The sequence below is a fragment of the Mesorhizobium sp. M1078 genome (assembly GCF_040318615.1).
GTDB lineage: Bacteria > Pseudomonadota > Alphaproteobacteria > Rhizobiales > Rhizobiaceae > Mesorhizobium.
The window spans coordinates 421508-444553 of sequence record NZ_JAMYMP010000002.1 but is presented as its reverse complement, the minus strand read 5'-3'; the positions used below and the strand labels follow the sequence as shown (position 1 = coordinate 444553).

At 61.6% G+C, this 23046-nt stretch carries 23 protein-coding genes and 1 tRNA gene; 10 read left to right on the top strand and 14 right to left on the bottom strand.

All coding sequences use genetic code 11. From position 1 onward, the window contains the following. The first annotated feature begins 2 nt into the window (after window positions 1-2). The 3 genes from NKH38_RS06265 to NKH38_RS06255 all read left to right on the top strand — a co-directional run bounded on the left by NKH38_RS06265 (window position 3) and on the right by NKH38_RS06255 (window position 3882). Window positions 3-461, top strand: a complete 459-nt coding sequence (locus tag NKH38_RS06265) for a hypothetical protein (protein WP_352761656.1) — start codon at window positions 3-5, stop codon at window positions 459-461. After that, entirely contained in the window at window positions 458-1651 is a 1194-nt protein-coding gene (locus NKH38_RS06260; RefSeq protein WP_352761654.1) for a hypothetical protein, read from the top strand. The genes NKH38_RS06265 and NKH38_RS06260 overlap by 4 nt, the downstream gene beginning before the upstream one ends. A 74-nt stretch (window positions 1652-1725) precedes the next feature. Continuing rightward, window positions 1726-3882 (top strand): glycosyl hydrolase family 28-related protein, encoded by a 2157-nt coding sequence (locus NKH38_RS06255; protein WP_352761652.1) that lies wholly within the window; start codon window positions 1726-1728, stop codon window positions 3880-3882. Here the strand turns inward: NKH38_RS06255 and NKH38_RS06250 are convergent. From NKH38_RS06250 to NKH38_RS06235, 4 genes are read right to left on the bottom strand one after another with little or no spacing between them, the layout of a single operon-like run. Beyond that, window positions 3879-4901 carry an acyltransferase family protein gene (locus NKH38_RS06250; RefSeq protein WP_352761650.1) on the bottom strand — a complete coding sequence of 341 codons (1023 nt, stop codon included), beginning with the start codon at window positions 4899-4901 and terminating at the stop codon, window positions 3879-3881. The two genes, NKH38_RS06255 and NKH38_RS06250, sit on opposite strands and share 4 nt — an antisense overlap. Then, window positions 4901-5923, bottom strand: coding sequence for an acyltransferase family protein (locus NKH38_RS06245; protein ID WP_352761648.1), 1023 nt, complete (start codon window positions 5921-5923; stop codon window positions 4901-4903). The genes NKH38_RS06250 and NKH38_RS06245 overlap by 1 nt, the downstream gene beginning before the upstream one ends. 52 nt (window positions 5924-5975) lie before the next feature. Then, window positions 5976-6281 carry a hypothetical protein gene (locus tag NKH38_RS06240; protein ID WP_352761646.1) on the bottom strand — a complete coding sequence of 102 codons (306 nt, stop codon included), beginning with the start codon at window positions 6279-6281 and terminating at the stop codon, window positions 5976-5978. Window positions 6282-6334: 53 nt separating this feature from the next. Then, a complete protein-coding gene (locus NKH38_RS06235; protein ID WP_352761644.1) occupies window positions 6335-6817 on the bottom strand; it encodes a hypothetical protein in 483 nt (160 codons plus the stop codon). 415 nt (window positions 6818-7232) lie between these two features. Between NKH38_RS06235 and NKH38_RS06230 the strand changes: the two genes are divergently transcribed. After that, window positions 7233-7907, top strand: a complete 675-nt coding sequence (locus NKH38_RS06230) for a hypothetical protein (RefSeq protein ID WP_352761643.1) — start codon at window positions 7233-7235, stop codon at window positions 7905-7907. A gap of 118 nt (window positions 7908-8025) precedes the next feature. Here the strand turns inward: NKH38_RS06230 and NKH38_RS06225 are convergent, their stop codons facing one another. From NKH38_RS06225 to phaC, 6 genes are all read right to left on the bottom strand, one after another. Further along, window positions 8026-8706, bottom strand: a complete 681-nt coding sequence (locus NKH38_RS06225) for a hypothetical protein (protein WP_352761641.1) — start codon at window positions 8704-8706, stop codon at window positions 8026-8028. A 37-nt stretch (window positions 8707-8743) separates the two neighbouring features. Continuing rightward, window positions 8744-9172 (bottom strand): hypothetical protein, encoded by a 429-nt coding sequence (locus tag NKH38_RS06220; protein ID WP_352761639.1) that lies wholly within the window; start codon window positions 9170-9172, stop codon window positions 8744-8746. Between the two features lie 63 nt (window positions 9173-9235). Continuing rightward, a complete protein-coding gene (locus NKH38_RS06215) occupies window positions 9236-9502 on the bottom strand; it encodes a hypothetical protein (protein WP_352761637.1) in 267 nt (88 codons plus the stop codon). A 292-nt stretch (window positions 9503-9794) separates the two neighbouring features. Continuing rightward, window positions 9795-9869 (bottom strand) — tRNA-Glu (locus tag NKH38_RS06210). Window positions 9870-10192: 323 nt separating this feature from the next. Continuing rightward, entirely contained in the window at window positions 10193-11314 is a 1122-nt protein-coding gene (locus NKH38_RS06205) for a YcbK family protein (RefSeq protein ID WP_245260877.1), read from the bottom strand. Between the two features lie 360 nt (window positions 11315-11674). Beyond that, window positions 11675-13510: a class I poly(R)-hydroxyalkanoic acid synthase gene (phaC, locus tag NKH38_RS06200; RefSeq protein WP_352761635.1), complete on the bottom strand. Its 1836-nt coding sequence runs from the start codon at window positions 13508-13510 to the stop codon at window positions 11675-11677. A gap of 97 nt (window positions 13511-13607) precedes the next feature. On the opposite strand from phaC, the gene NKH38_RS06195 reads away from it, so the two are divergent. From NKH38_RS06195 to recJ, 4 genes are all read left to right on the top strand, one after another. Next, window positions 13608-14027 carry a hypothetical protein gene (locus tag NKH38_RS06195; protein ID WP_352761634.1) on the top strand — a complete coding sequence of 140 codons (420 nt, stop codon included), beginning with the start codon at window positions 13608-13610 and terminating at the stop codon, window positions 14025-14027. Window positions 14028-14117: 90 nt separating this feature from the next. Next, window positions 14118-15335, top strand: coding sequence for an LL-diaminopimelate aminotransferase (locus NKH38_RS06190; protein WP_352761632.1), 1218 nt, complete (start codon window positions 14118-14120; stop codon window positions 15333-15335). A 50-nt stretch (window positions 15336-15385) separates the two neighbouring features. Further along, window positions 15386-16699: a homoserine dehydrogenase gene (locus NKH38_RS06185; protein WP_023707143.1), complete on the top strand. Its 1314-nt coding sequence runs from the start codon at window positions 15386-15388 to the stop codon at window positions 16697-16699. Window positions 16700-16949: 250 nt separating this feature from the next. After that, on the top strand, window positions 16950-18734 hold the full coding sequence (gene recJ / locus NKH38_RS06180; protein ID WP_023701219.1) for a single-stranded-DNA-specific exonuclease RecJ: 1785 nt from the start codon (window positions 16950-16952) through the stop codon (window positions 18732-18734). Window positions 18735-18749: 15 nt separating this feature from the next. Here the strand turns inward: recJ and NKH38_RS06175 are convergent, their stop codons facing one another. The 3 genes from NKH38_RS06175 to folE form a co-directional block, all read right to left on the bottom strand. Next, on the bottom strand, window positions 18750-19721 hold the full coding sequence (locus NKH38_RS06175; RefSeq protein WP_023667624.1) for a patatin family protein: 972 nt from the start codon (window positions 19719-19721) through the stop codon (window positions 18750-18752). Window positions 19722-19805: 84 nt separating this feature from the next. Continuing rightward, entirely contained in the window at window positions 19806-20264 is a 459-nt protein-coding gene (hisI, locus tag NKH38_RS06170) for a phosphoribosyl-AMP cyclohydrolase (RefSeq protein ID WP_023729882.1), read from the bottom strand. 35 nt (window positions 20265-20299) lie between these two features. After that, window positions 20300-20935, bottom strand: a complete 636-nt coding sequence (gene folE, locus NKH38_RS06165) for a GTP cyclohydrolase I FolE (RefSeq protein WP_023667622.1) — start codon at window positions 20933-20935, stop codon at window positions 20300-20302. Between the two features lie 241 nt (window positions 20936-21176). On the opposite strand from folE, the gene NKH38_RS06160 reads away from it, so the two are divergent. Together NKH38_RS06160 and tolA are read left to right on the top strand one after the other, a co-directional pair. Next, window positions 21177-21623: an iron-sulfur cluster assembly scaffold protein gene (locus NKH38_RS06160; RefSeq protein ID WP_352520477.1), complete on the top strand. Its 447-nt coding sequence runs from the start codon at window positions 21177-21179 to the stop codon at window positions 21621-21623. A gap of 31 nt (window positions 21624-21654) precedes the next feature. Further along, the gene (gene tolA / locus NKH38_RS06155) at window positions 21655-22047 is read left to right on the top strand and encodes a cell envelope integrity protein TolA (RefSeq protein ID WP_352520476.1); all 393 of its coding nucleotides are present in this window, start codon (window positions 21655-21657) and stop codon (window positions 22045-22047) included. A 27-nt stretch (window positions 22048-22074) separates the two neighbouring features. Here tolA and NKH38_RS06150 read toward each other — a convergent pair whose 3' ends face one another. Next, on the bottom strand, window positions 22075-22992 hold the full coding sequence (locus tag NKH38_RS06150; protein WP_352761629.1) for a LysR substrate-binding domain-containing protein: 918 nt from the start codon (window positions 22990-22992) through the stop codon (window positions 22075-22077). Window positions 22993-23046: the final 54 nt, after the last annotated feature.

Below are 23046 nucleotides of genomic sequence, written 5' to 3'. Positions count from 1 at the left end.
CCATGGAGGGCTACGGTTTCCAATTCTGCGGCAACTGCCTGGGCGACATCGTGCCGAACGGCAGTGACGTCCAAGTCGATCCTTCGCTAGGGATTCGGCCGCTGGACGTCGTGGCCGTCTTGCTCGATCCCGAAGCAGGCGGGGCGTTTGCTGGTTTCATCAACAGCATCGGCGCCGGCGGCTTCATGGGCGTCTGCAAAATTTATCTTGGCTCTCATGTGTCGCGGCATGGCGAAGCAATCCACCTGGTCGCACAGTTGAACCCACCGTTGATTTCCCCGATTCCGGTGAGCGCCATCAAGGCCCTGCATCGCTGCACGGAGGCAGGCGTCTTGACTGAGAAGGCTCCGCTCTCTGCCGAAGACGTGGCCGCGATGGATCTGCTGGTTCCGTTCGTCACCTCGGGAGATGCCCGATCGCCGATCAATCCAGCCTGGCAGCCGAAGGGATACCCGCAATGACCGTGCACCCGCTGCATCTCGTCGGCGGCATGACCGTGTCGGCTGTTCCTGACATGGCCAAGGTTGTTTTCAGCCACGGTCTCACCAGCACCTTCAAGGATGGCTTTGTCCCGCTGGTGACAAATTTCCGCACGTTCAAGCTTGCGGCTCAGGAGGTGAAAGAGGCGGGAACAGCCCTCGACCTGGTGCTGGATAGCCGGGTTATGGCAATGGCTGACATCACCGACGACTTCGGCCGGCACACCGCCTTTGAACGCGGTCTGACGGCGCTGTCGTCGCGCTTCGGCGTTGTCTCGCTCATGGCCCCATGGAACGCCTGCCTCAAGCAGTTCTCGGGGCTCGTCACGATGACGAACATCATGCGCGCCTCGCAGCGCGTCGTTGACGGAAAGGCGACGGCCAGAGACATCAGGAGCCTCGCGTCATCCGGCATCGATGCCGATCTGGCCGCGCGCATCGTCCAGCAATACGCCGAACACGGCGATGAGCAGAACGGCATCCTTTTTGCCAAGGCAGGGGATTGGACCGACCGCGGCGCCATTGACGCATTCCGCACTGCCGTCGTGCGTGAAGTCGATCGCATAATCGTCACCCCCGGGCAGGACAAGCCCCTATGGATGAGCACCGAGCTCGGCAAGACGGTATCGCAGTTCAAAAGCTTCGCCGTCTCGAGCATGCAGAAGACCATGCTCGCTGGCTTTCAGCAGCGGGATGCCGCCACCCTCAACGGCGTGCTCCTGTCGCTCGGTCTTGGCGCTTTGACATACTGGGCTCGCGAGACAATCGCCGGCCGGGAGACATCGGACGACCCGACGGTGTGGGCTGTCGAGGCGCTGGACTGGTCGGGCCTTACCGGCTGGGCAATGGATGCCAACGGCGTCGTGGAGAAGGCCACCAGGGGCAAGCTGGGCCTTTCCATGCTGACCGGCAAGCAGATCTCGCGCTACGCCTCCAGGAACACCGCTGGCGCGCTGCTGGGGCCTACGCTGGACATGGCCGGCGACGCCTTTCAGATTTCCGGCGCCATCTCCGCAGGCGACTTCAAGCGGAGCGATGTGCACACCCTGCGCAAGCTGCTGCCGGCTCAGAACCTTTTCTACATCCGTACCCTTTTCGACAGGGTCGAGCACGCCGCTGGCGACGCCTTGGGCCTGCCGGAAAGCGCCAAATCATCCGGGGGAGCCCGGTAGCCAGAAACGACCCTTAGGCAAGGTCTATCGGCCCGTCGTGATGACGCGCCCGTCCCGTTGAAGGAGCCTTCTCTATGCCCCGACCCACAACTGCCGCCGTCCGCCTACTCACCAGCGCGCGTGAGCCTGTCCGGCTTTGCGCCACAACTAACATCGACGTCGACACCGGTGGTCTTCAGACCATCGACGGCGTGCTGACAGAGGTCGGCGACCGCATTCTCCTGACCGGTCAGACCGATGGTTCTGAGAACGGCATCCGCACCGCCAGCACCGGGCAGTGGTATCGTGCGTCCGACGCGCGCACCGCCCGCACTATCCAAAAAGGTACGACCGCCTACGTCCAGGAGGGGACGGCAAACGCCGGGAAGACGTTCACCTTCAACACGCTCGACCCGGTGGTTGGCGACACCAACTTGGGCATCACTGCTGATGAAACACCGATCGCTGCCGACGTGCTCACGACGCGCGGTGACCTCCTATTCCGGAATGCAACTGAGCCGGCGCGCTTAGCCGCGTCCACCGCGGGCTACCTGTTGCAGACCAATGGCGCTGAGACTGACCCGTCTTGGGCTGGTTTCCTTCAGGCCGGCACCAGTGCCGTTACGCGCACATGGCAGGACAAGGCGCGCGAGCGCATCAGCGTCAAGGACTTCGGCGCTGTCGGGAATGGCGTGACCGATGACACGGCGGCCATTCAGGCAGCGGAAACTTATCGCGCGACGGTCGGTGGTGAATTGGTTTTCCCGCCCGGCACCTACCAGATCAGCGCGGCAAGCATCACTGTCAACCGCGCGAATGGCGGCGCTTGGCGCGGGATCGGTGAAGCCATGCTCCGCGCTTCGGCAAACACAACGTTCCTGTGTATCCTGACGGGCGCGGTCGCTGGAACGACTAATAAGCCATTCCTGATAACCGGCATTCACTTCCACGGTGGTGGTTTTACTGCGTGCCGAGGCGTTCACGAAACTACCCCATATGGGACGACCATCGAAAACTGCACCTTCACGCAGATGGCGTTTTGCGCGTCCTTCGTCGGCGGTTCTGTTTTGGCAACGCAGACCGGATGGATCCAGATCAGCAACGTCCGCCAGTATGGCGGTGGATCATGGGCCTTCTACGGCTTCGATGACACGAAGTACCTATTCCATATCGAGATGAACAACATTCATCAGGTGGGAACGAGTAGCGCCGCCAATTGGGAGAATGACTTTTGGATTGAGGGTCGCCGCGCCGTTGGCCTGTCGATCAACAATTGCTGGTCCGGTTCCCTTGATGGTGGAGCCGCTGGCCTCCGCCTCCGTGGTGATTGCCAGGGTGTGTTCGTAACGAACTCAACGTTTGTCTGGCCGACAATCGGCATCCAGGCCCTTACCTGGACCGATACGCTCAAGCCGGCCTATGTCTACATGTCGAATATCGGTGTTGATCAGCACACAGTTAGCGGAGCCGAGATCGAGGGCCGGACGTGGTTCATCACGAATGCGAATTTTGCAAATGGCTACGTTCATACCAACACCGGCCAAGCGTGCCTGATCAAGTCGACATGCACCGACATCGTGGTCCAAAATGCGCTCTTCGCCTACGATCAGAAGTCAGGTCTCGTGGTGCAAAACGGCGCCAAGAAAGTCCGCGTCGGGAACTACACGGCCGAGAACAACAACCAGGTTGCCGGCGCGTTCTATGACGTCGATCTGGGCGCATCCCCCTATGCCGACGTTCGGCTATTCGGTAAAAACGTTCTCGGCACGGCAGGCGTCAACGCCACCGGCCAGCGCCTTATCAATGGTGTCACTTCCGACGCCGTTTCGGTGAACGTCACGCCGGCCTCGACAACCGCCGTCACGACCGCCGAAGATCTGATGACCTACAGCATCCCCGCTGCTGCGCTCAAGGTTGGTCAGCGCGTTCGCATCAGGTCCTGGGGCACGACTGCCGCCAATGCCAACACCAAGACCGGCCGGCTCTGGTTCGGCGCGACCAACATGGGCGGCTGGTCTACGACGCTCAACGCCATCGGTTGGGAGGTGAGCTCCGAGGTGCTCGTGACTGGCGCTTCGGCGGAGACCTACAGGCGCACGACAGTCGGAGGAAGCAGCATCTCGCAGGTCGTAGGCGGCACAGGTGCCGAGGCCACCAGCGGAGCAATCGTCATCAAGTTCCAAGGGCAGAACGGCGTCGCGAGCGCTGGCGATATCACCTGCCAGGGCTTGACGGTCGAGATAGTGGACTAGGCCACTTTGGGCGCGGGCCTCGGCGCTGCAAGCAGGCGCCGGGTCTTCTCGCCCATGGCCATGCCCGGGACTTCGACAGCAAGGTGAGTGATCCACGCGAGGGCGATGGCTATGGCGATCGACGTGACGCTGTAGACTGCAAAGAGCGAAAAGGGGTTGAGGTCTAGCGACCTTACCCCGAGCTTTGCGACGATCAGCGCGCCCGCGAGGTGAAGTAGGTAAAACGGGTAGCTGATCCGCCCGAGGAAATGGGCGAAGCGATTCGCCGTCAGCCAGATCGAATTGCGTGAAATGTAGGCAACTACACAAACCGCTCCCGCCATCTGCCAACAACGCATTGCAAAGCCCTGGCCGAGCATGAAGTCAGCCGTCATTAGGGCGACAAGCCCGAGCACAGCGGCAACGCGGGTGATCACGGTCGCCGGCAGATCGTCGATGATCGCGCCAAGGGCGAAGGCGCTCATGAACAGCGGAACCGGGCGATGGTCGAAGTAGGAAACTGCGATTGTGGCGGCTACAAAGGCATAGAAGAGTGCCGGGTGTATTCGCCTGCCTGTCGCTGCGGCGTAGACCCAAATGCTTCCCCATACCTCGATCTGCAGTGTCCACAGCACACCGTTTAGAGAGGTGTCGTACAAGATCGACGCGCCGAGGATCTGCGACCATGTGCTTGCCGGCGTCAGATAGCCAATGATGAGTGCTGAGGCGGCCGCCACCGGGAAAAGGCGGAAAGTTCTTCGGACGATGTAGGTCACAATGCCATCGTCTCGGCTCCTAAGCGACCGGGAAAGCACCAGACCCGACAGAACAAAGAACACGATAACCGCAGCGTCGGCATGAAAGACGATGTGCAGGAGCCGAAAAACGCCATCCTGCAGCATCGCGTCCGGTGCTGTTTCGATCGTCATACGCAACGCTGGGCCAACGCTACCTATAGCGGTAGCGCAATGCCCGACCGCCACGCTGAGCGCTGCCAGCCCGCGAAGCGCGTCCAGATCGTAATTTCGCTGCGCCGCCATTAACTGGCTTGAGCCTGAGCTACGGGAGTAACCAAATATGCCCATTTGGCGATTGGCCGCCAGTATCTCACATAGAGCCATTGCTCCAGGCGGCCAAACATCAAGCCGCCTCCCAGCCCTGCGCACAGCATAGTGACCACCATCGCCCAAAGCGGCCAGCCTGGCGCCAAGGTATAGATCGCGGAGATGATCGACAGATGGGCGAGATAGAGCCCGTAGGAATAGTCCCCTGCCTTTGCCAACCATTTCGGCACTAAGCCGGCTTCGATTTTGAGGGCGACGAATACCGCCGAAGCACTCAGGACAGCGAGCCCGAGGTAAGTTCCGCTCCAGGCATTTGCGTACACACTCATGATCGAAGTCAGCACCAGCATGATAAAAAACGGTCGCCAGTCCTTTGTCATCATGCCCGACGCCATCACATAGCCGGTGACGAAAAATAAATTCACTCCGACAAGCGGCATCTGTGTGGCAGTTGGGTTTGCAACGGGCACCGCCACTCTCGCAGCGCCTGCAGCCAGGATGACTACAGCCCAACCGACAGCCAGCCACATCCTCTGCTGGTGAGAAGTCCGGCAAAGCATGGCCAGCCAAAGCAGGAAATAGAACTGCATCTCGTAAATCAGCGTCCAATAGGGGATATTGAACGTGGAATTGAGATCACCGGTCGGAAGCAGAAGCAGGGAAGCATCCGGTCCGACGTGGGGGCGTGTCCCTGCGATCCACAGTACGACATAGGCGAAGACGAGGGCGAGGAAGAAGGCAGGGTATATTCGTGTCAGGCGCGCAAGAGCAAAGGCCGTCGGCCCTTCCTTCGACACCAGTGCCATGACTGCGCCGGAAATGACGAAGAAGATGAAAACACCAGTGGTGCCAAGCTGGAGATGCCGAAAGCCGAGCGTATCAGATCCTGTCGCAAGGCCGGAAAAATAGCCCACATGTTGAATCACAACCAATAGGGCAGCGATAGCTCGTAAAGCCTGCAGACCGGTGTAACGTTGCTCTTTGTTGTTGCCTCCCATCTTTTGCCGATACCACAGAGAAACGCCTGTAGCCAGCAGCCAAGGGTAGTAGCTAGGCCTTATCGACAAGTGGATTCTTCCGCTTTGGCGCGACGTAGCTCTCGACCAGGCGAACATGCTCGACGTCGACAGTCACCAACGGCCGGAGGCTGACGGTTACCTTGTCCCCGTCGATGTGTGTGACAGGGCCGATCAATTCCATATGCTGGCCAATCACAGCCTTCGAAGTCGAATCGACCACCGAATGCGGAAAGTCATAGGACGGGATTGTCACGCTTATGCGATCGGGCGTCACCCGACCGCGCACAACCGCGGTGACGGCGACCTCATCGCCAACTTTGATATTACCCCGAGCCATGTCTAAGATTCTGGAGCAGCGGGAGCTCGCGTCAAGATGAGCGGCTGGCAAGCTTATGTCGTTAGCGCCCCGTGCAGCCATGTAAGGAATTCCGGCACATTCGCCAAGCCTGCCTTGACCGATTCGAGCGTTAAGGCCTTTGTCGCCTCGGCCGGCAACGCCTTGATCTGGTCGACAAGTTTTGTTCGAACACTGGCCGGTGCATCCGATTTTTCGATCCGGTCGATAAGGAGAGCTTTGATCGTGTCCTCGTGAAGACGGATCGTCACAACCCCAAGGATAGCCGACAAGCCGCCATCGTCCGCAAGGAAATCCATGCCAGCAGCAGTGATGCGTGACCCTGTTGGAGAGGCAGGCGAATTAAGGGTCCGCGTCCATTTGGCGTCCGCCAAGCCGTGCTCGCAAAGGTAGTGGAGATTTGCCGCGAAAGTCGCTCTGTCGACCGCTTCAATCCCCGCAGAATTCCGGAGTGGCTCTGGATAAACTTCGGCCATTGCTCGCAGCATCGTCTGCTGCAGGTCGCCGTCGAGCCTCATCGCGTCATTCCCCCTCACCAAAAACGAGCATCGCGCGCAAGCTTCGCCCCCGCAAGGGCGCGCTTGAATTTTTAAGGATGTAGGCGCATCATCGTCCGTGGGTGTGAGAACCCGGACTGCGATCGACCGGTGGAGCCTTGGCGGGCTCGGTCTCTCTTGGCAGAAAGACCCCGGTTTAAAGTTTCCAGAACTCTGGAAACAACGGACGTGCTTGGCGGCACGGCTCCGAACCCGACCTTTATGGCCGGGGGCGAGCGTGCTGTCCAGAGGGAAACCTTAAAAGCGTTCGACCTGTCTCGCGGCAGGTTCTCACCCCCCGGCTATCGGTCCGCCACCGATGATTGGCAAAACCGCCAACGTTGGCGCTTTTGCCGCCGGCTGTGAGAGGCCGGTTTCAAACCGCGAGTGATAGACAATGACCACCATCCATCAACCTGAAATGCGCCGTGAAGACGGGGCGATCTTCCTCACCGTGGCGGAAAACGACCGCCTGGCTATAGCGACCTCGATCGAGCGGCTGATTGACTTGCTCGATGCCATGCAGCCGGATCCTGACCTCGAGGACGACGCCGACGACGAGCCATCGTTAGGGTCGCTGTCGCTCGGCTCATATCAAGCCGGCACGACGGACGACCGGGAAGGCGACGACAGCGACTATGAAGATGGCGGCGACGACGAGGACAGCGACCCGGGCGAGGATAGCGACCCGCTGGAACCGTCACTGTGCGGCACCGCCATATACAACCCGACGACTGGCGCGCTGGAGAACGACCTTGAAGGCGAAGGCGACGGATTCAGCATGAGAGCCGACGATGAATACGAACTCGGCTGGACCGAGCACATTGACCAGCGTCTTGCCGGCAAAGTGCAGGAAGGCACATGGAACCATCCCGAAGGCGAGCCCGATCTCGGATGGACCGGCATTGCTACCGGCTGGCGCGAAGGCGATCCGGTCGATGCGATCGAGCCGAACGGCGACGAACTGGACTTCAATGGCGATGAGGGAGATTACGACGGCGGCGAGAATGACCCTCCCGGCTTCATCTGGGGCGGTGGTGAAGGCGGCGGCCGAGCGCACGAGAATGCGTGACATCTTCCAGAAGGTGGCTCGCTGACGAATATGGCCCGCTGCCTCACGGTCGCGGGCCATTTGCGAGCCAAGCGCAACATTCCGTTTCCCGAAACCATGAGCTCCCCTGTTGGCTGGCTTATTTTGTCGCTTCGGCATCGCCGTAGCTAATCGCCAAAGCTTCCAGTTCTTGAGCAAATAATCTGCAGTCTTCCGCGACGAGTGTTCCCAGTTCAATCTCTTGGCGTAGCAAGCTTGCGATCTGGTTTGCGGAGTCGGCATTGTTCTGTTTGACCAAGGCGGTGCTGAAGACGCCGCGACTCGTCCTAAACGCAGCGTTACGCTCTGCGATCCGAAGCAGCAACGCGGCGGCGGGAGGACCAAGCAGCGGTCGCAACGCTCTCATTTCCTCAGCTGCAAAGGCATGTTCAATCGCATCAATCTGGGTCTCGAATGGTGTGACGGCGCCGGCCGGCATCTGTCGTTTCTCGTAGTTTCGTAGTGCAGTGAGGAGACCCTCGGACACTCTCAGAAACGTAGGGGTAAGGATCGTGTGGGCTCGTAGGACGACCAAGGTTTCGGTCCGCATACTCATTCGGATAAGGTGTTCATGCCGTCTTTGCTGGCCTGCATCAGACACCTGCATCTGACGTATGGTCACAGCGGCGGCGACGACGGCGAGAATACCGGCAATTAGGGTCTGCCAATGCTCTAGCCACGTTTCGACGCCAGGGAAATCAACCAGCGCCAAGCCGACGAACACTCCAAAGAGAGCCGCGACAACGTTGCTCGCGGCGACCAGCCATTTATCAGCGGACATCAAGTGGCAAGGCTTTCATTTCGGGTGCGGAATGATTTCAATAACACGCCTTGGCGCCTTCGACGGTCTCGACCCGAGCGATGCAGTCAGACATGCGTTGCGCCTTTGCCTGGGCGGCCTCCAACTCTGCAACCGCTGAAGCCTTTTCAGATTGAGCTTCTTCATAGGCCGAGTTCAACGTGTTGAACTTGTCGACGAGGTCGTTGTATTTTCTCAGCTGGGTATCGTAGGCGTCGATCGCGACGTCGAATTTCGATTTGCAGACGAAGCCCTTGTAGTCGCACGTGTAAGAATCGAAGCAGACCGAATCCTTGGCCACGCACATGGCGCTGCTCTTGCAGACGACTGCGCCGTAATCCAAGCAGGCCGGCTCGCCAAATGAGCATGAGAACGATTGGCCGGCCGCGGCGGGCATGGCCCAAAGGCAGAGCACCAACATCGCGAGGAACGGCTTCGGCCAGCCCATGATCCCCTCCCAAGGCCAAGACCGCGGGATAATCGCAGGATGCGAAGCAAACGCAAGCTGGCCTCACGGCGGGCTTTTCTCAGCCTCCTCGGCCGCCTTGATGCCACGGTCAATTTTTGCCGTGAGCACGAACAGAAAGTTCCCAAGCGCTTCCGCAAACTCCACCGACTGTTTTGTTTCGTCGGCCGAAACGTGCGGACTTTTCTCATCCGCATGCCTCGGGCGATTCGACCCGAGCCTGACCGAATGCGCCCATGTAGCCATCCCGTCGGTCAAAAGGTTTTGCTCCAGCGCTTGGCGCAACCGTGTACATTCGCCCACCTCCGTCATGACGCATCGTCACAGTCGTAACGCCTGAGCAAGTGTTGCAACGGTACGCGGCCCAAGCCTCTTCGGCTGCTCTTGTCCAAGTGTCGGTCCATATGCGGTTAAGATTGGGGCTGGCAATCGCGCAGTGCGGGCAGCGCCCAACGTCAAAAAGCTTCTCGCCTGGAACAAGAGTCCCGCCATTATTTGTGGCGACTGCGTATGCCAACGTCTCCTCCGCGTACAGATGACTTTCCGAAATTGGCCAAACGTTGGACAGTCCAAGGCGAGTCTTTGGCTAAGTGCTTGAAATGTCTGGTACGCCCAAGGGGAATCGAACCCCTGTTACCGCCGTGAAAGGGCGGTGTCCTAACCGCTAGACGATGGGCGCGCTCAGACGAAGCGGCTTATAATTGCGTTGTTGCCAACCGGCAACCCATCAGCCGCCAGATGCGGAAACTTTTTTCAAGAGGGGCAAGAAAAGCCAGTTTGGTGAGCCAGCGCAGGTTTCTGGCCTCGCGTCGTTGCACATCTTTGGATGAACGCGCCGCGCAGTCGTCATCCTATGGTCTGCGCTGCGTCGCTGCGCGCCTTGCTTCGCCATAGGATGACGAAGTCGCGGGTGCCTCGGCTAATCTCGAACGTCGCTGATAGCTAATCGGAAAAAACGGCGGGCTGCTAACAGCCCCTCGGCCCGTTTGCCGAATGGGGATGCTACCCCCGCCGGCGGCAGCGCCAATTCCAGTCGCGCTCGGGGCCGACGTCGACGTGAACGGATTCGGTATGGCAGTAGGTGCCGACGCCGCCGCGGCCGGGCATGGTTCGGATGTAGCTCGCCAGTTCCCATTTGGAGACGCCGGGAACCTGGATGTCGGCGGCGGCGCAATACATGTGCAGCGAATTCTTGGCGCCGTTGGCGCGGCGGTTGCGGGCCGGGTCGCGGTAGCCTGATGTGACCATCATCTTGCGGCCGTAATGGCCTTCGATGGTCTTCAGCACCCGCACCAGCGACGGCTTCAGGCAGGCGACGTCGACGCTCTCGTTTTGCTTCAACAGGCCGTTGGGCGCCAACCGGGCGAGGCCGGCGGCGGAAGCCACCTGATAGGCGCCGCCCGAACCCTCGTCCTCGTTCAGGTCGACGTCGCTTTCATCGTCGAGGCCGGATTTGCGCTTGATCTCGAACAGCGCCGTCTGGCGCACGCCGGGCAGCGCATCGCTGCCGGTGATGTGGTTGCTCTCGTTGCCAAGCGAGGCAAGCTGCAAGGGCTTGTCGGCCGAACTGGCTGAGGCCAACGTGATGATCGGCTTTGCCGGGGCGGCCTTCTGGGCAGCAACCGCAGGCTGTTCGCCCGAGCGCGAGTTGACCAGCGGAGCAGGTGCCGCCGAGGTTGGCGTGGTGCTGAACAGTGAGGCCAGGAAGCCCTTCTTCGGCGTGTCGATCTGCTGGGGCGCGGCGGTCACGTAGACCTCGTTGGTCGCGGGTGCCGCTGCCGTCGCTTTCGGTGCGGTCACGCCGGCATCGGCGGCGGCGATCTTCTGCGCCACGGCGTCCGTTGCGGCCGCGGTCTGTGCTGACTGCTGCAGCGACTGCGGCGTCTGGCCGACAATGGTTTCGGAGCCGGCGGGAACATTGACCGGGAAGCCGGTGCCGGGCTTGGCCACCGGCACATAGGCGACCTGCTCGGGCAGTGTCGCATCGCCCGCTGCCGTCATCATCATCTGCGGCCCGGTGGATGTGACCTGCACGGTCGAATCGCCCGGCGCCGCAGGGCTGGCGCCGGAAGCCGCGGCGATGTCAGAAGCGGTCGCGTTGTAGCCAGGCATGCCGACGGACATTGTGGGGTCGCCAGCGGAGGTGCAGGACGCCAGAAGCACGGAGAAAAGCGCTGCCGCTATAGTGCGACCTTCTCTCCCCGCGAGACGCGATCCTACTGATTTCAAAACTAAATTCCCCCTCGGTGTCCGGTCGGCCTGCTATTGGTGCGGCGTGGAAACGTTCACATCCAATAACCTTGTGTTCCCAAACCGGAAACGAGACTTGTGTCAATTCTGCAAGCCTCTGAATTATTTGCTCGTTGGAGGCCAATTGAGGCTTCTTGAAGGTTGACGACACCATTTCGCCCCGTTTTGCCGGCTCGTCAACTCACCAGACATTACATTCCGTTACACACAGGCACCTGCAAAAGGTGCCGGCCGTTACACACGCACCTTCACATAGGTGCCGGGGGCATCACCCAGGGTTTTCATGTGCTTGCCCGGTTTGCGGGCCGGAACGAGGGTGTCGTCCTGGGTTTCGATCCAGTGCTGCCAGTGCGTCCACCAGGAGCCGGGATGCTCCACCGCCGAGGCGAGCCACTGGCCAAAATCGCCCGTCGGTTTGCCGCCGGTCCAGTACTGGTATTTCTTGGCTGCCGGCGGGTTGACGACACCGGCAATGTGGCCGGAACCAGCCATCACAAACTCGACCTCACCGCCGAAATATTGCGAGCCGAGAAACACGGAAAGGGCCGGCGCGATGTGATCTTCCTTCGACGCCAGGTTGTAAACCGGGATGGTGACGTCGGCCAGCGACAAAGTGCGGCCGGCGAGTTCCATCACGCCACGCGTCAGATTGTTCTCGAGATAACAGTTGCGCAGGTAGAAGGAGTGGTTGGCGGCCGCCATGCGGGTGGAATCGGCGTTCCAGTAGAGCAGGTCGAAGGGAAGGGGATCCTTGCCGCGCATGTAGTTGTTGATGACATAAGGCCAGATCAGGTCGCCCGAGCGCAGCATGTTGAAGGCGGTCGCCATCTTGGTGCCGTCGAGGTAGCCCTTTTCGTTCATCGATTTCTCGACCGCTGCCACCTGGTCCTCGTCGACGAAGACTTTCAGGTCGCCGGCATGGGTGAAGTCGACCTGCGTGGTGAAGAAGGTCGCCGATTTGATGCGGTTGTCGCCTTCCTGTGCCAGCAGTGCGAGTGCGGCCGCCAGCAGCGTGCCGCCGACGCAATAGCCGATGGCGTTGACCTCTTTCTCGCCGGTCGCCTTCTCGATCGTGTCGAGGCCGTATTGCAGGCCCTCCCGTATGTAAGCTTCCCAGCCCTTGGCGCCGTGCCGCTCGTCGGGATTGATCCAGGAGATGACGAACACGGTATGGCCTTGCTCGATCGCCCAGCGGATGAAGGACTTTTGCGGGTTGAGATCGAGGATGTAGAACTTGTTGATCCAGGGCGGGCAGATCAGCAGCGGGCGCTTGAGCACCGTCTCCGTCGTCGGATCGTACTGGATGATTTCGGCGACATCGCTGCGGCCGACCACCTTGCCGGGAGATGTCGCGACGTTCTTGCCGATCTCGAAGGGCGAATAGTCAGCTTGTCTCAGCTTCAGGTCGCCCTTGCCGGCGGCGATGTCTTCGGCCAGCATCTTCATGCCGCGCACCAGGTTTTCTCCATTCGAGGCGACGGTTTCTCGAAACAGCTCCGGATTGGTCAGGATGAAGTTCGACGGCGAGATGGCATTGGACACCTGCTTGACGTAGAAGCTCGCCTTGTGGCGGGTGTGGTCGTCGAGGCCTTCGGCGTGCTCGACCAGGTCGGCCGCCCAGCGCGAGGTGACGAGATAGGCCTGTTTGAGGAAATCGAAGAAAGCGTTGCGACCCCATTCGGGGTCTTGAAAACGCTTGTCGCCGCGCTCGGGCTTGACCGCATCGTCCGGCGCTTCAGCATTCGGGCTAACCTTCTGGATGGCGTTGCCCCAGACCGTCATGTAGCCGGAGAACAGTCGCGTCTGCGCTTCCAGCGCGCGTTGCGGGTCGGCCAGCCAATATTCGCTGAGCTTGGAAAAGGTTTTGACCATGTCGACCACGGGTTCGGCGACATGATCGCGCACCTCGCCTTTTTCGCGCGGCTCGGCCCAGGCGGAGGCGGCTTTGCCGGCCTGTTCGACCATACGCGCCATGTTCAACGCGAAGCGTTCCGGGTCTTTCACCAGATATTGCTCGACGGTCGAAGATTGATCATCTTCCGCTTTGCTCGAATCAGGTGTTTTGGACATGGCTCGCGGGGTTCCTCCCGAGGCGTTTTCTTGACATATTATCATGGGACATCTGACCGGGTCCAATGCGCTGTACCCCGGCTGCCAGGAAAACAATATGACGATTAACACCGGCGAGACCATTTTTTCGGGGGCAGGCCGCTTTTGCCGCATCGCGGTTGCAATCGCCTGTCTGGCGCCAGGGCTGCTGGCGGCAAGTGGCTGCACGAGCGCCAACACCGGCAACGGGATGAATGTCGGCCTGACCCAGGGCGCGCAGGACACCGGCTCTTATCCCAATCTCAACATCCCACCCCAGGTGGCGGCAAAGCAACTCACCCCTGAGGAGACGCAGGCCAAGCTTGCCCAGTTGAAGGGCGAACAGCAGGGGCAAGTGGCCAAGGGCGGCGGCGGCGGCGGCGGTGCCCCGTCCACCAGCCCGGCGGCGCTGAATTCGCTGGCGAAGAACCATGGCAAGGACACGCTGAAGCAGATCGAAGCCAAATGCGATCCCGCCCTCGACCCTACCTGCAAATAAGGCTATATCGCGCGCCGAAAGCGGTCTTTGCCAAGGGCGCCTAGCCAAGCCAACTGTGCTGAAGCCAATCTTAAATCGTCTGGAACTGACATGGAAGAATTTCACAAGGTCCGCCGGCTTCCGCCCTACGTGTTCGAGCAGGTCAACCGGCTGAAGGCCAGCGCCCGTTCGCGGGGCGCTGACATTGTCGACCTTGGCATGGGCAATCCCGACCTGCCGACTCCGAAGGCGATCGTCGACAAATTGTGCGAAGTGGTGCGCGATCCGCGCACGCATCGCTATTCCTCCTCGCGCGGCATCCCAGGTCTGCGCCGCGCCCAGGCCGCCTATTATCAGCGCCGTTTCGGCGTGAAGCTCAATCCCGACACGCAGGTGGTGGCGACGCTCGGTTCGAAGGAAGGCTTCGCCAATATGGCGCAGGCGATCACCGCGCCGGGCGACGTGATCCTGTGCCCCAACCCGACCTATCCGATCCATGCTTTCGGCTTCATCATGTCGGGCGGCGTCATCCGTTCGCTGCAGGTCGAGCCGGATGACGGCTTCATCCCGGCGCTCGAGCGCGGTGTCCGTCATTCGATCCCGAAGCCACTGGCATTGATCCTCAACTATCCGTCGAACCCGACGGCGCTGGTCGCCTCGCTCGATTTCTACAAGGACGTGGTCGCCTTCGCCAAGAAGAACGACATCATCATCCTGTCGGACCTTGCCTATTCGGAGATATATTTCGACGGCAATCCGCCGCCTTCGGTGCTGCAAGTGCCGGGCGCCATCGATGTCTGCGTCGAGTTCACCTCGATGTCGAAGACCTTCTCCATGCCCGGCTGGCGCATGGGCTTTGCCGTCGGCAATGAGCGGCTGATCTCGGCGTTGACGCGGGTGAAGTCCTATCTCGACTACGGCGCCTTCACGCCGATCCAGGTGGCGGCGGCGCATGCGCTGAATGGCGACGGCGCCGACATCGCCGAAGTGCGCGAGGTCTATTTGAAGCGCCGCGACGTCATGGTCGACGCCTTCAGCCGCGCCGGCTGGACCATTCCGGCACCGGCTGCCTCGATGTTCGCCTGGGCGCCGATCCCGGAGCCGTTCAAGCATCTCGGCTCGCTTGAGTTTTCCAAGCTCCTGATCGAGCACGCCGACGTGGCGGTGGCGCCGGGCATCGGCTTTGGCGAGCATGGCGACGATCATGTTCGCATCGCGCTGGTCGAGAACGAGCACCGGATCCGGCAGGCGGCGCGCAACATCAAGCGCTTCCTGGCGTCCAGCGCCAAGCAGCCGAACAATGTGGTGCCGCTCGCCGCGCATCGCTAAAGTCGACGCACATCTTATTCGAGTAGATTTTTTGAGGGGCGTCGCCGGGCATGGCTGAAGCGTTGCGTGTTGGAATTGCCGGTCTGGGTACTGTCGGTGCCTCGGTGGCGCGCGTGCTGCGCGACAAGGCAGCGGAACTGACGCGCCAGTGCGGACGCGATGTCATCGTCGCGGCCGTTTCCGCGCGTGATCCCAAGCGCGACCGTGGCGTCGACCTCAGCGCCGCCAAATGGTTCGACGATCCGATCAAGATGGCGCAGGCCGCCGATATCGACGTCTTCGTCGAACTGATCGGCGGCGATGAAGGGGCAGCGCGCGCGTCGGTCAAGGCAGCACTTGAAGCCGGACGTCATGTCGTCACCGCCAACAAGGCGCTGTTGGCCAAGCACGGCGTGGCGCTTGCCGAAATCGCCGAGAAGAAGGGCGTGCTGCTCAACTACGAGGCGGCAGTTGCCGGCGGCATCCCGGTCATCAAGACGATGCGCGAGGCGATGGCCGGCAATTCGGTCACCCGCGTCTTCGGCATCCTCAACGGCACCTGCAACTACATCCTGACCCGCATGGAGGCCGAGGGCATCTCCTTCGACGAGTGCCTGAAGGACGCGCAACGGCTGGGTTATGCAGAGGCCGACCCGACTTTCGATATCGAGGGCCATGACACGGCGCATAAATTGTCGATCCTGACCAGCCTGGCCTTCGGCACCAGGATCGCCGCCAACGACATCTACATGGAAGGCATTTCCAATATCAGCCAGGCCGATATCCGCGCCGCGGGCGACCTTGGCTACCGGATAAAACTGCTCGGTGTCGCGCAGCGCACCGACAGCGGCATCGAGCAGCGTGTGCACCCGACCATGGTGCCGACCGCGTCGGTGATCGCACAGGTGCATGGCGTGACCAATGCAGTGGCCATCGAAACCGACATTTTGGGCGAACTGCTGCTCTCCGGCCCCGGCGCCGGCGGCAACGCCACCGCATCGGCAGTGGTCGGCGATATCGCCGACATCGCAAAGAGCCGGCCGGGCTTCCAGCACGGTCCGGTGTTCGGCCTGCCGGCCAAGGAACTGCGCCCCTACAAGAAGGCGCAGATGCGCAGCCATGCCGGCGGCTATTTCATCCGGCTGACCGTGCACGACCGCATCGGCGTCTTCGCCGCGATCGCAAAGCGCATGGCGGACAACGACATTTCGCTGGAATCGATCGTCCAGCATGCCGTCAGCGGCGAGACGGACGCGCAAAAGACGGTGATCCTGGTCACCCACGAGACGACGGAAGCAGCGGTGCGCAAGGCTGTCGACGGCATCACCAAGGACGGCCACCTCACAGACAAGCCGCAGGTTATCCGCATCGAGCGTGCGGGCTAGGCCAAGTCATTTTTCTCCTTTAACCGATTGATACTGCTGCTGAAAAGTGGTTCAGACGCCATAATGCTCTATCTCTTTGATTTGGAGCCGGATTGAGATTTCAGGTCGAACCCACCAATCATCATCGGGCTCTGGCGGAGGCGTGAGCCGCGAGATCAAGGCGCGTCACCAGGATGTGGAAAAGTTTTGAGACTTTCCTGTTTAGCCGTCGCATATTGCCGGAAATGACAATCTATAGATTACGCCTCCTATGACGGGCGACAAACGCTTCTTCCTCGATGTCAGGCAGTCGGCGACCGGTGTTTCCTGGGAACACCGGTTGAGCGAGCGGCAGGACATGACTGCGCTCGCCATAGCGCAGGGCCACGGCGTGCCCGACATTGTGGCGCGCGTGCTCGCCGGGCGCGGCGTCACCGCGGACCAGGCCGAGCGCTTCCTCGATCCGACGATCCGCAATCTGTTGCCGGATCCGGCTTCGCTGACCGACATGGGCAAGGCTGCGACCCGCATCGCCGAAGCGGTCATGGCCAAGGAGAAGGTGGCAATCTTCGGCGACTACGATGTCGACGGCGCCGCCTCTTCGGCGTTGCTCAAACGCTTCCTGACGCATTTCTTGGTGCCTTCGGAGATCTACATTCCCGACCGCATCTTCGAGGGCTACGGCCCCAATCCGGAGGCTATGCGCGAACTGGTCTCGCGCGGCGCGACGCTGATCGTCACCGTCGATTGCGGCACCAACAGCGCTGTCTCCATTGATGCCGCCAAGGCCGCAGGCGCCGATGTGGTGGTGCTCGACCACCATCAGGTCGGCGGCCCGCTGCCGGAGGCGACCGCGGTCGTCAATCCCAATCGCGAGGACGACCTTTCCGGGCAAGGCCATTTGTGCGCCGCCGGTGTCGTCTTCCTCACTCTGGTGCAGACGGCGAGGGTCCTGCGCAGCCGATTGCCCGACGCAGCGCCACCGGACCTGTTGTCGTTGCTCGACTTGGCGGCGCTGGCCACGGTTTGCGATGTGGTGCCGCTCATCGGCGTGAACCGCGCTTTCGTCGTCAAGGGACTACAGATGGCGCGGCAGCAGAAGAATGAGGGGCTCGCCACACTGGCGCGGGTGTCCCGCATTGGTGAGCCGATAAGCACCTTTCATCTCGCCTATCTGATTGGGCCGCGCATCAATGCCGGCGGCCGCATCGGCGATGCAGCACTTGGCAGCCGGCTGCTCGCCACCGACGATCCGGTTGAGGCCAGGACCATTGCCGAGACACTCGACCGGCTCAACCAGGAACGCCAGCAGATGGAGCTGGAGATGCTGGCAGCGGCGCGCGCGGAGGCTGACGCCGAACTTGCCGGCGGCAACGGGCCGGCCATCATCGTCACCGCCAGCACCAATTGGCATCCCGGCATTGTCGGCTTGATCGCCTCGCGGCTGAAGGACCATGCGCGGCGGCCGGCCTTCGCCATCGCCTTCAACGCCAATGGCATCGGCACCGGCTCCGGCCGTTCGGTGTCGGGCTTCGATCTCGGACGGCTGGTGCGCGCAGCCGCCGATGCCGGGCTGATCGTCAAGGGCGGCGGCCACGGCATGGCCGCCGGCATCACGGTGGAACGCGCCAAGCTCGGCGAACTCCGTGCTTTCTTCGAGGAGCGCGCGGCGGCCGAAGTGTTCCGGCTCCAGGACGAAGAAAGTCTGGCCGTCGACGGCGCGCTCGCCGCCGAGGGCGCGACGATTGCTTTGCTCGATGCACTGGAAAAGGCCGGGCCTTTCGGCGCCGGTCATGTCGCGCCGGTGTTCGCGCTGCCGCGCCATCGGCTGGCCGACGCGCGGGCCGTCGGCACCAACCACATCCGGGCTGATCTGCAGTCGGAAAGCGGCGGCCGCATCCAGGGCATCGCCTTTCGATCCGTCGATACCGCGCTGGGCGAATTCCTGTTCAAGAACAGGGGCAACACGATCCATGTAGCCGGCTCGCTGTCGGGGAATTATTGGAACGGCAACCGCACGGTGCAGTTCCGCATCACCGATGCGGCCAAAGCCTGACATTGCCGAACTGGTTTAAGCGAGAACCGTCTGCAGCCGCTTCAACTCGCTGATCTGCGCCATCGTCGCCTGGTAACCGACGCTGATCGCCTCATCCGCGCGGTGGAATTCGGTCAAGCCGATATGGCTGAGTTTCGGTTGGAGCGACATGTCGGGCGGATCGCCCGCTAGCCTTGCGCGTGAAATCCGGTCCTGGATGATGTTGAAGGCTTCGACCATGACGCCGGTGATGCCGAGACGGCTCTGGTGCGGCTGGTGGTCGGGGCTGGCCTGGCCTGGCCGGGGCGCGTCCTTCTCGATGAGCAGTTCGCCGGCGCTGTGCTTGATGACGGCGGCGCGGCCGAACAGATCGTAGTGAAGGTTGACCGCGACGACCAGCGGCTGCTCGTAGGCGCGGCAGACCGAAACCGGAACCGGGTTGACCAGCGCGCCGTCGACCAGAATGCGGCCGTTGCAATTCACCGGTTCGAACACGCCGGGCAGCGCATAGGAAGCCCGCATCGCGGTGATCAGCGAACCGCTGGACAGCCAGATCTCATGGCCGGTGCGAATTTCGGCGCCAACGGCGACGAAGGGTTTCGTCAGATCCTCGAAGCGGATGCCTGCCATGTGCTCGCGCAGCCTGACGTCCAGTTTCATGCCGCCGAACAGGCCGCTGCCGCGCAGATTGAGATCGAGCAGGCCGAAGATGCGCCGCTTGGTCAGGCTGCGGGCGAACTCCTCGAGTTCGTCCAGCTTGCCGGCCAGATAGCAGCCGCCAACCAGCGCGCCGATCGAGGTGCCGGCGATCATCGAGACTTCGATGCCGGCTTCGTCGAGCGCGCGCAGCACGCCAATGTGCGCCCAGCCGCGTGCGCAGCCGCCGCCCAGCGCGAGCGAAATGCCTGTCTTGCCCGCGGGTTGCGGGTCAGGCACGCCGCCGGACGATGAGGGGCCATTGGCCTCCCGCACGTCCGGTCTGCTACGCAATGACGCCCACTCGAGCATCATGATCTCCCTTGTCCCGCGTCCGTTCTACAGGAAGGACGTTTGAGAATAGTGAATATGAGTGGTTTGCGACTGTTGAATGGTTCACGCGGGCTTCCGATACGTTTTTTCCGCATCGAACAGCGGCGTGCTGCCATCGCCGGCAAGCGTTGCCTTGCCGCCGATTAGCCCCACCGTCCGATAAAAACATGAACGCCGGCCGGTGTGACAAGTTGCGTCGTGGCCCAACACTTTGACGCGCAACCATATGGCGTCCTGGTCACAATCCGTGAGCATCTCGACGACGGTCTGAAAATTGCCTGATGTTTCGCCCTTCTTCCACAGCGTGCTGCGCGAGCGCGACCAGTAGTGCGCGATGCCGGTTTCGAGCGTCAGCGCCAGCGCCTCGGCATTCATATGGGCGACCATCAGCAGCATACCGTCAGCGGCGTCGGTGACGACGACGGTGACCAGCCCGGCAGCATCGAAGCGCGGGGAAAACACCGCGCCTTCTTCGAGAGCCTTCTTGTCTGATGGAGCCGTGGGAAATGTTAGTGCCGACATCGCCGGTCCTTGATCTAGCGATGCCGGCGAGGGGCTTACGCCCCGAGGCCGCGCACCATGGTGACGAAACGGACCTGTTCCTCGGGCGTGTCCTTGAACACGCCGGTGAAGGTCGAGGTCAGCGTGGTGGAGCCCTGCTTGCGGATGCCGCGCATGGCCATGCACATATGCTCGGCCTCGATCATGACGGCGACACCGCGCGGATTGAGCACGTCCTGGATGACGCCGGCGATCTGTGCGGTCATGGCCTCCTGAGTCTGCAGGCGATGGGCGAAGATATCGACGACGCGCGCGATCTTGGACAGGCCGACGACCTTGCCGTCCGGGAGGTAGCCGACATGCGCCTTGCCGATGATCGGCACCATGTGGTGCTCGCAATGCGAGTGGAACTGGATGTCCCTGACGATGACGAGATCGTCATAGCCGGCGACTTCCTCGAAGGTGCGGCCGAGTTCTTCGGCCGGGCACATGTCATAGCCGTTGAACATTTCGAGAAAGGCCTTGGTGACGCGCTTGGGCGTGTCGATCAGGCCCTCGCGGTCCGGATTGTCGCCGGTCCAGCGCAACAGCGTGCGCACGGCGGCCTCGACCTCGGCCTCGCTCGGCCTGTCGGTGACCGGCTTGTCCAGATAGTCGGAAGGGGGCATGATTTTCTTGATGACGGCATCCATAAAGGCGTCTCCCGTAGTTCCTCTCTCAGGAGGAACGAGTTGAACGGACCACGACCTTTCGGGTGCTGAAAACTCGCCCGGTTTCCAGCCCGCAAGCGGCGTGAACGAAATGGGCAAGGACGATGGCTCTGCGTTGCCTTGTCGATACCCGACTGCCACCATTATATATGGTCGTACGCAGCGAATGAAAGACGCCACAGCGGCAATCGCTGTTCGCTTGGCGGCGACGGATTGGAAAAATATGATTGACGACGTCTACAATGCGAAAATTCTGGGTTTTGCCGGAAACATCGCACGCATCGGCCGGCTCGATCATCCGGATGCGACGGCCAAGGCCCATTCCAAATTGTGCGGCTCGACGGTGACCATCGACCTCAAGATGGACAATGGCGTCGTCACCGATTTCGCGCATGACGTGAAGGCCTGCGCCCTCGGCCAGGCCTCGTCCTCGATCATGGCTCAACATATCATCGGCGCCAGCGCCGACGAATTGCGGGCGGTGCGCGACACCATGCTGAAGATGCTCAAGGAAAACGGCGCGCCGCCGCAAGGCCGCTTTGCCGATCTGAGATATCTGGAGCCGGTGCGCGACTACAAGGCGCGTCATGCCTCGACCATGCTGACCTTCGATGCGGTCGTCGATGCCATCGGTCAGATCGAGAAGAAACGCGCCGAAGAAGCAGCGTGACATAGCGCGGGCTTCGCGCAGGACATGACGTTTGCATTGGTTGATGGTGGCTTCGGGCCTTGTGGTTTCGCTGGTCACGAGTGGCTATGCTGCCGGCGCAGAAAACGCCTCGCAGCAGAAGGCTGCCGCCTACCTCGCTGACAAGCTGGCTGGCTGCTGGATTATCCCCCTCGGCGACGAACTTGTGGCCACACGCGTCAAAATCAGCTTTAACCGGGATGGTTCGCTGGCGGCGCCGCCGAAGGTACTCAATCCTGCAACAGAACCACAGGGCAAGAAGTTCAATGACAGCGCAGTTCGGGCGATTACCCGCTGTGCGCCCTTCATTGGCCTTGCGACTTATGCCGATAGCTACCAGGCTTGGCGCGAGACGACGGTCAATTTCGACGGCCGAGTGATGTCATCCGGCGCGCAGCAGAAATAGAACCGAAGGCTTAAGAAGCACGACGGCTTAGGTCTGCTGTTCCTGCGCCCGTCTGCTTTCGGCAAATTCGCTTCTCACCCAGTCGGCAAAGGCCTTAGCCGGCTCCGGCAAATCCTTCAAACTCCTGGCCACCAGCCAGTAGGCGCCCGATGCGACGTCGATGTCGAACGGCTTGATCAGCGCGCCGGATGCAATCTCCTCGCCAATCTGCAAGAGGTCGCCCAGCGCCACGCCGTGGCCGAGCAGGGCCGCCTGCTTCGACAGCGACACATCCGCCAGCATAGGGCCGCGCGCCGGAATGGCGTCGGCGGCGACGCCAGCCGCTTCGAACCAGCGCGCCCAGCCCTGACGATTTTCCTCGTGCAACAGCGTGTAGCGGGCAAGGTCGAGCGGCTTTTCGAGGGCAGGGCCCGATGCCAGCAAGGCCGGCGACAAGACCGGTGAATCGACGGTCGAGGCTAGCCATTCGGCCTCGCTGCGCGGCCATGAGGTGGCGCGCGCGCTGAAGCGCAAGGCGAGTTCGGGCTGATCGCTGCGGAACTCGATCGGCCTTGGGTCGACCTCGAGGGAAACGTCGATATCGGGCCGCAACTGGCTGAAGCGGTTGAGCCGCGGCAACAGCCATACAGAGGCCAGCGACGGCTCGACGCTGACGCGAACCACCGACTGCGCCGGGGCCGCCACCAGGTCCGAAAGCAGCCTGTCGATGTCGTCGAAACTCCTGACCAACTGATCGAGCAGGCGCTGGCCGGCTTCGCTCAGCTCGACGCGGCGGTGATGGCGGTGGAACAAGGGCTGGCGCAGGAACTGCTCGAGTTCGCGGATCTGCCGGCTGATGGCGGCCTGGGAGACGAACAGCTCCTCGGCGGCCCGGCTAAAGCTCAATTGCCGGCCGGCTGCCTCGAAACTTCGCAATGCCGTCAGGGGCAGCCGTCCGCGCTTCATTTCGCATAACCCGAAGTTATCTGAGCCGGAAATTATACTCGTTTGAAGGCGAAG

Excerpts from the sequence above, each read along its gene's own strand:
- recJ (WP_023701219.1), top strand. The coding sequence starts at position 16,950 with ATGACGGGCGACAAACGCTTCTTCCTCGATGTCAGGCAGTCGGCGACC.
- NKH38_RS06225 (WP_352761641.1), bottom strand. The coding sequence starts at position 8,706 with ATGTCCGCTGATAAATGGCTGGTCGCCGCGAGCAACGTTGTCGCGGCT.
- NKH38_RS06240 (WP_352761646.1), bottom strand. The coding sequence starts at position 6,281 with ATGGCTCGGGGTAATATCAAAGTTGGCGATGAGGTCGCCGTCACCGCG.
- NKH38_RS06235 (WP_352761644.1), bottom strand. The coding sequence starts at position 6,817 with ATGAGGCTCGACGGCGACCTGCAGCAGACGATGCTGCGAGCAATGGCC.
- NKH38_RS06205 (WP_245260877.1), bottom strand. The coding sequence starts at position 11,314 with ATGTCCGTCGGCATGCCTGGCTACAACGCGACCGCTTCTGACATCGCC.
- NKH38_RS06160 (WP_352520477.1), top strand. The coding sequence starts at position 21,177 with ATGATTGACGACGTCTACAATGCGAAAATTCTGGGTTTTGCCGGAAAC.
- folE (WP_023667622.1), bottom strand. The coding sequence starts at position 20,935 with ATGGATGCCGTCATCAAGAAAATCATGCCCCCTTCCGACTATCTGGAC.
- NKH38_RS06265 (WP_352761656.1), top strand. The coding sequence starts at position 3 with ATGGAGGGCTACGGTTTCCAATTCTGCGGCAACTGCCTGGGCGACATC.
- NKH38_RS06230 (WP_352761643.1), top strand. The coding sequence starts at position 7,233 with ATGACCACCATCCATCAACCTGAAATGCGCCGTGAAGACGGGGCGATC.
- NKH38_RS06190 (WP_352761632.1), top strand. The coding sequence starts at position 14,118 with ATGGAAGAATTTCACAAGGTCCGCCGGCTTCCGCCCTACGTGTTCGAG.
- hisI (WP_023729882.1), bottom strand. The coding sequence starts at position 20,264 with ATGTCGGCACTAACATTTCCCACGGCTCCATCAGACAAGAAGGCTCTC.
- NKH38_RS06185 (WP_023707143.1), top strand. The coding sequence starts at position 15,386 with ATGGCTGAAGCGTTGCGTGTTGGAATTGCCGGTCTGGGTACTGTCGGT.
- NKH38_RS06150 (WP_352761629.1), bottom strand. The coding sequence starts at position 22,992 with ATGAAGCGCGGACGGCTGCCCCTGACGGCATTGCGAAGTTTCGAGGCA.
- NKH38_RS06245 (WP_352761648.1), bottom strand. The coding sequence starts at position 5,923 with ATGGGAGGCAACAACAAAGAGCAACGTTACACCGGTCTGCAGGCTTTA.
- phaC (WP_352761635.1), bottom strand. The coding sequence starts at position 13,510 with ATGTCCAAAACACCTGATTCGAGCAAAGCGGAAGATGATCAATCTTCG.
- NKH38_RS06195 (WP_352761634.1), top strand. The coding sequence starts at position 13,608 with ATGACGATTAACACCGGCGAGACCATTTTTTCGGGGGCAGGCCGCTTT.
- NKH38_RS06250 (WP_352761650.1), bottom strand. The coding sequence starts at position 4,901 with ATGGCGGCGCAGCGAAATTACGATCTGGACGCGCTTCGCGGGCTGGCA.
- NKH38_RS06175 (WP_023667624.1), bottom strand. The coding sequence starts at position 19,721 with ATGCTCGAGTGGGCGTCATTGCGTAGCAGACCGGACGTGCGGGAGGCC.
- NKH38_RS06220 (WP_352761639.1), bottom strand. The coding sequence starts at position 9,172 with ATGGGCTGGCCGAAGCCGTTCCTCGCGATGTTGGTGCTCTGCCTTTGG.
- NKH38_RS06215 (WP_352761637.1), bottom strand. The coding sequence starts at position 9,502 with ATGACGGAGGTGGGCGAATGTACACGGTTGCGCCAAGCGCTGGAGCAA.
- NKH38_RS06255 (WP_352761652.1), top strand. The coding sequence starts at position 1,726 with ATGCCCCGACCCACAACTGCCGCCGTCCGCCTACTCACCAGCGCGCGT.
- NKH38_RS06260 (WP_352761654.1), top strand. The coding sequence starts at position 458 with ATGACCGTGCACCCGCTGCATCTCGTCGGCGGCATGACCGTGTCGGCT.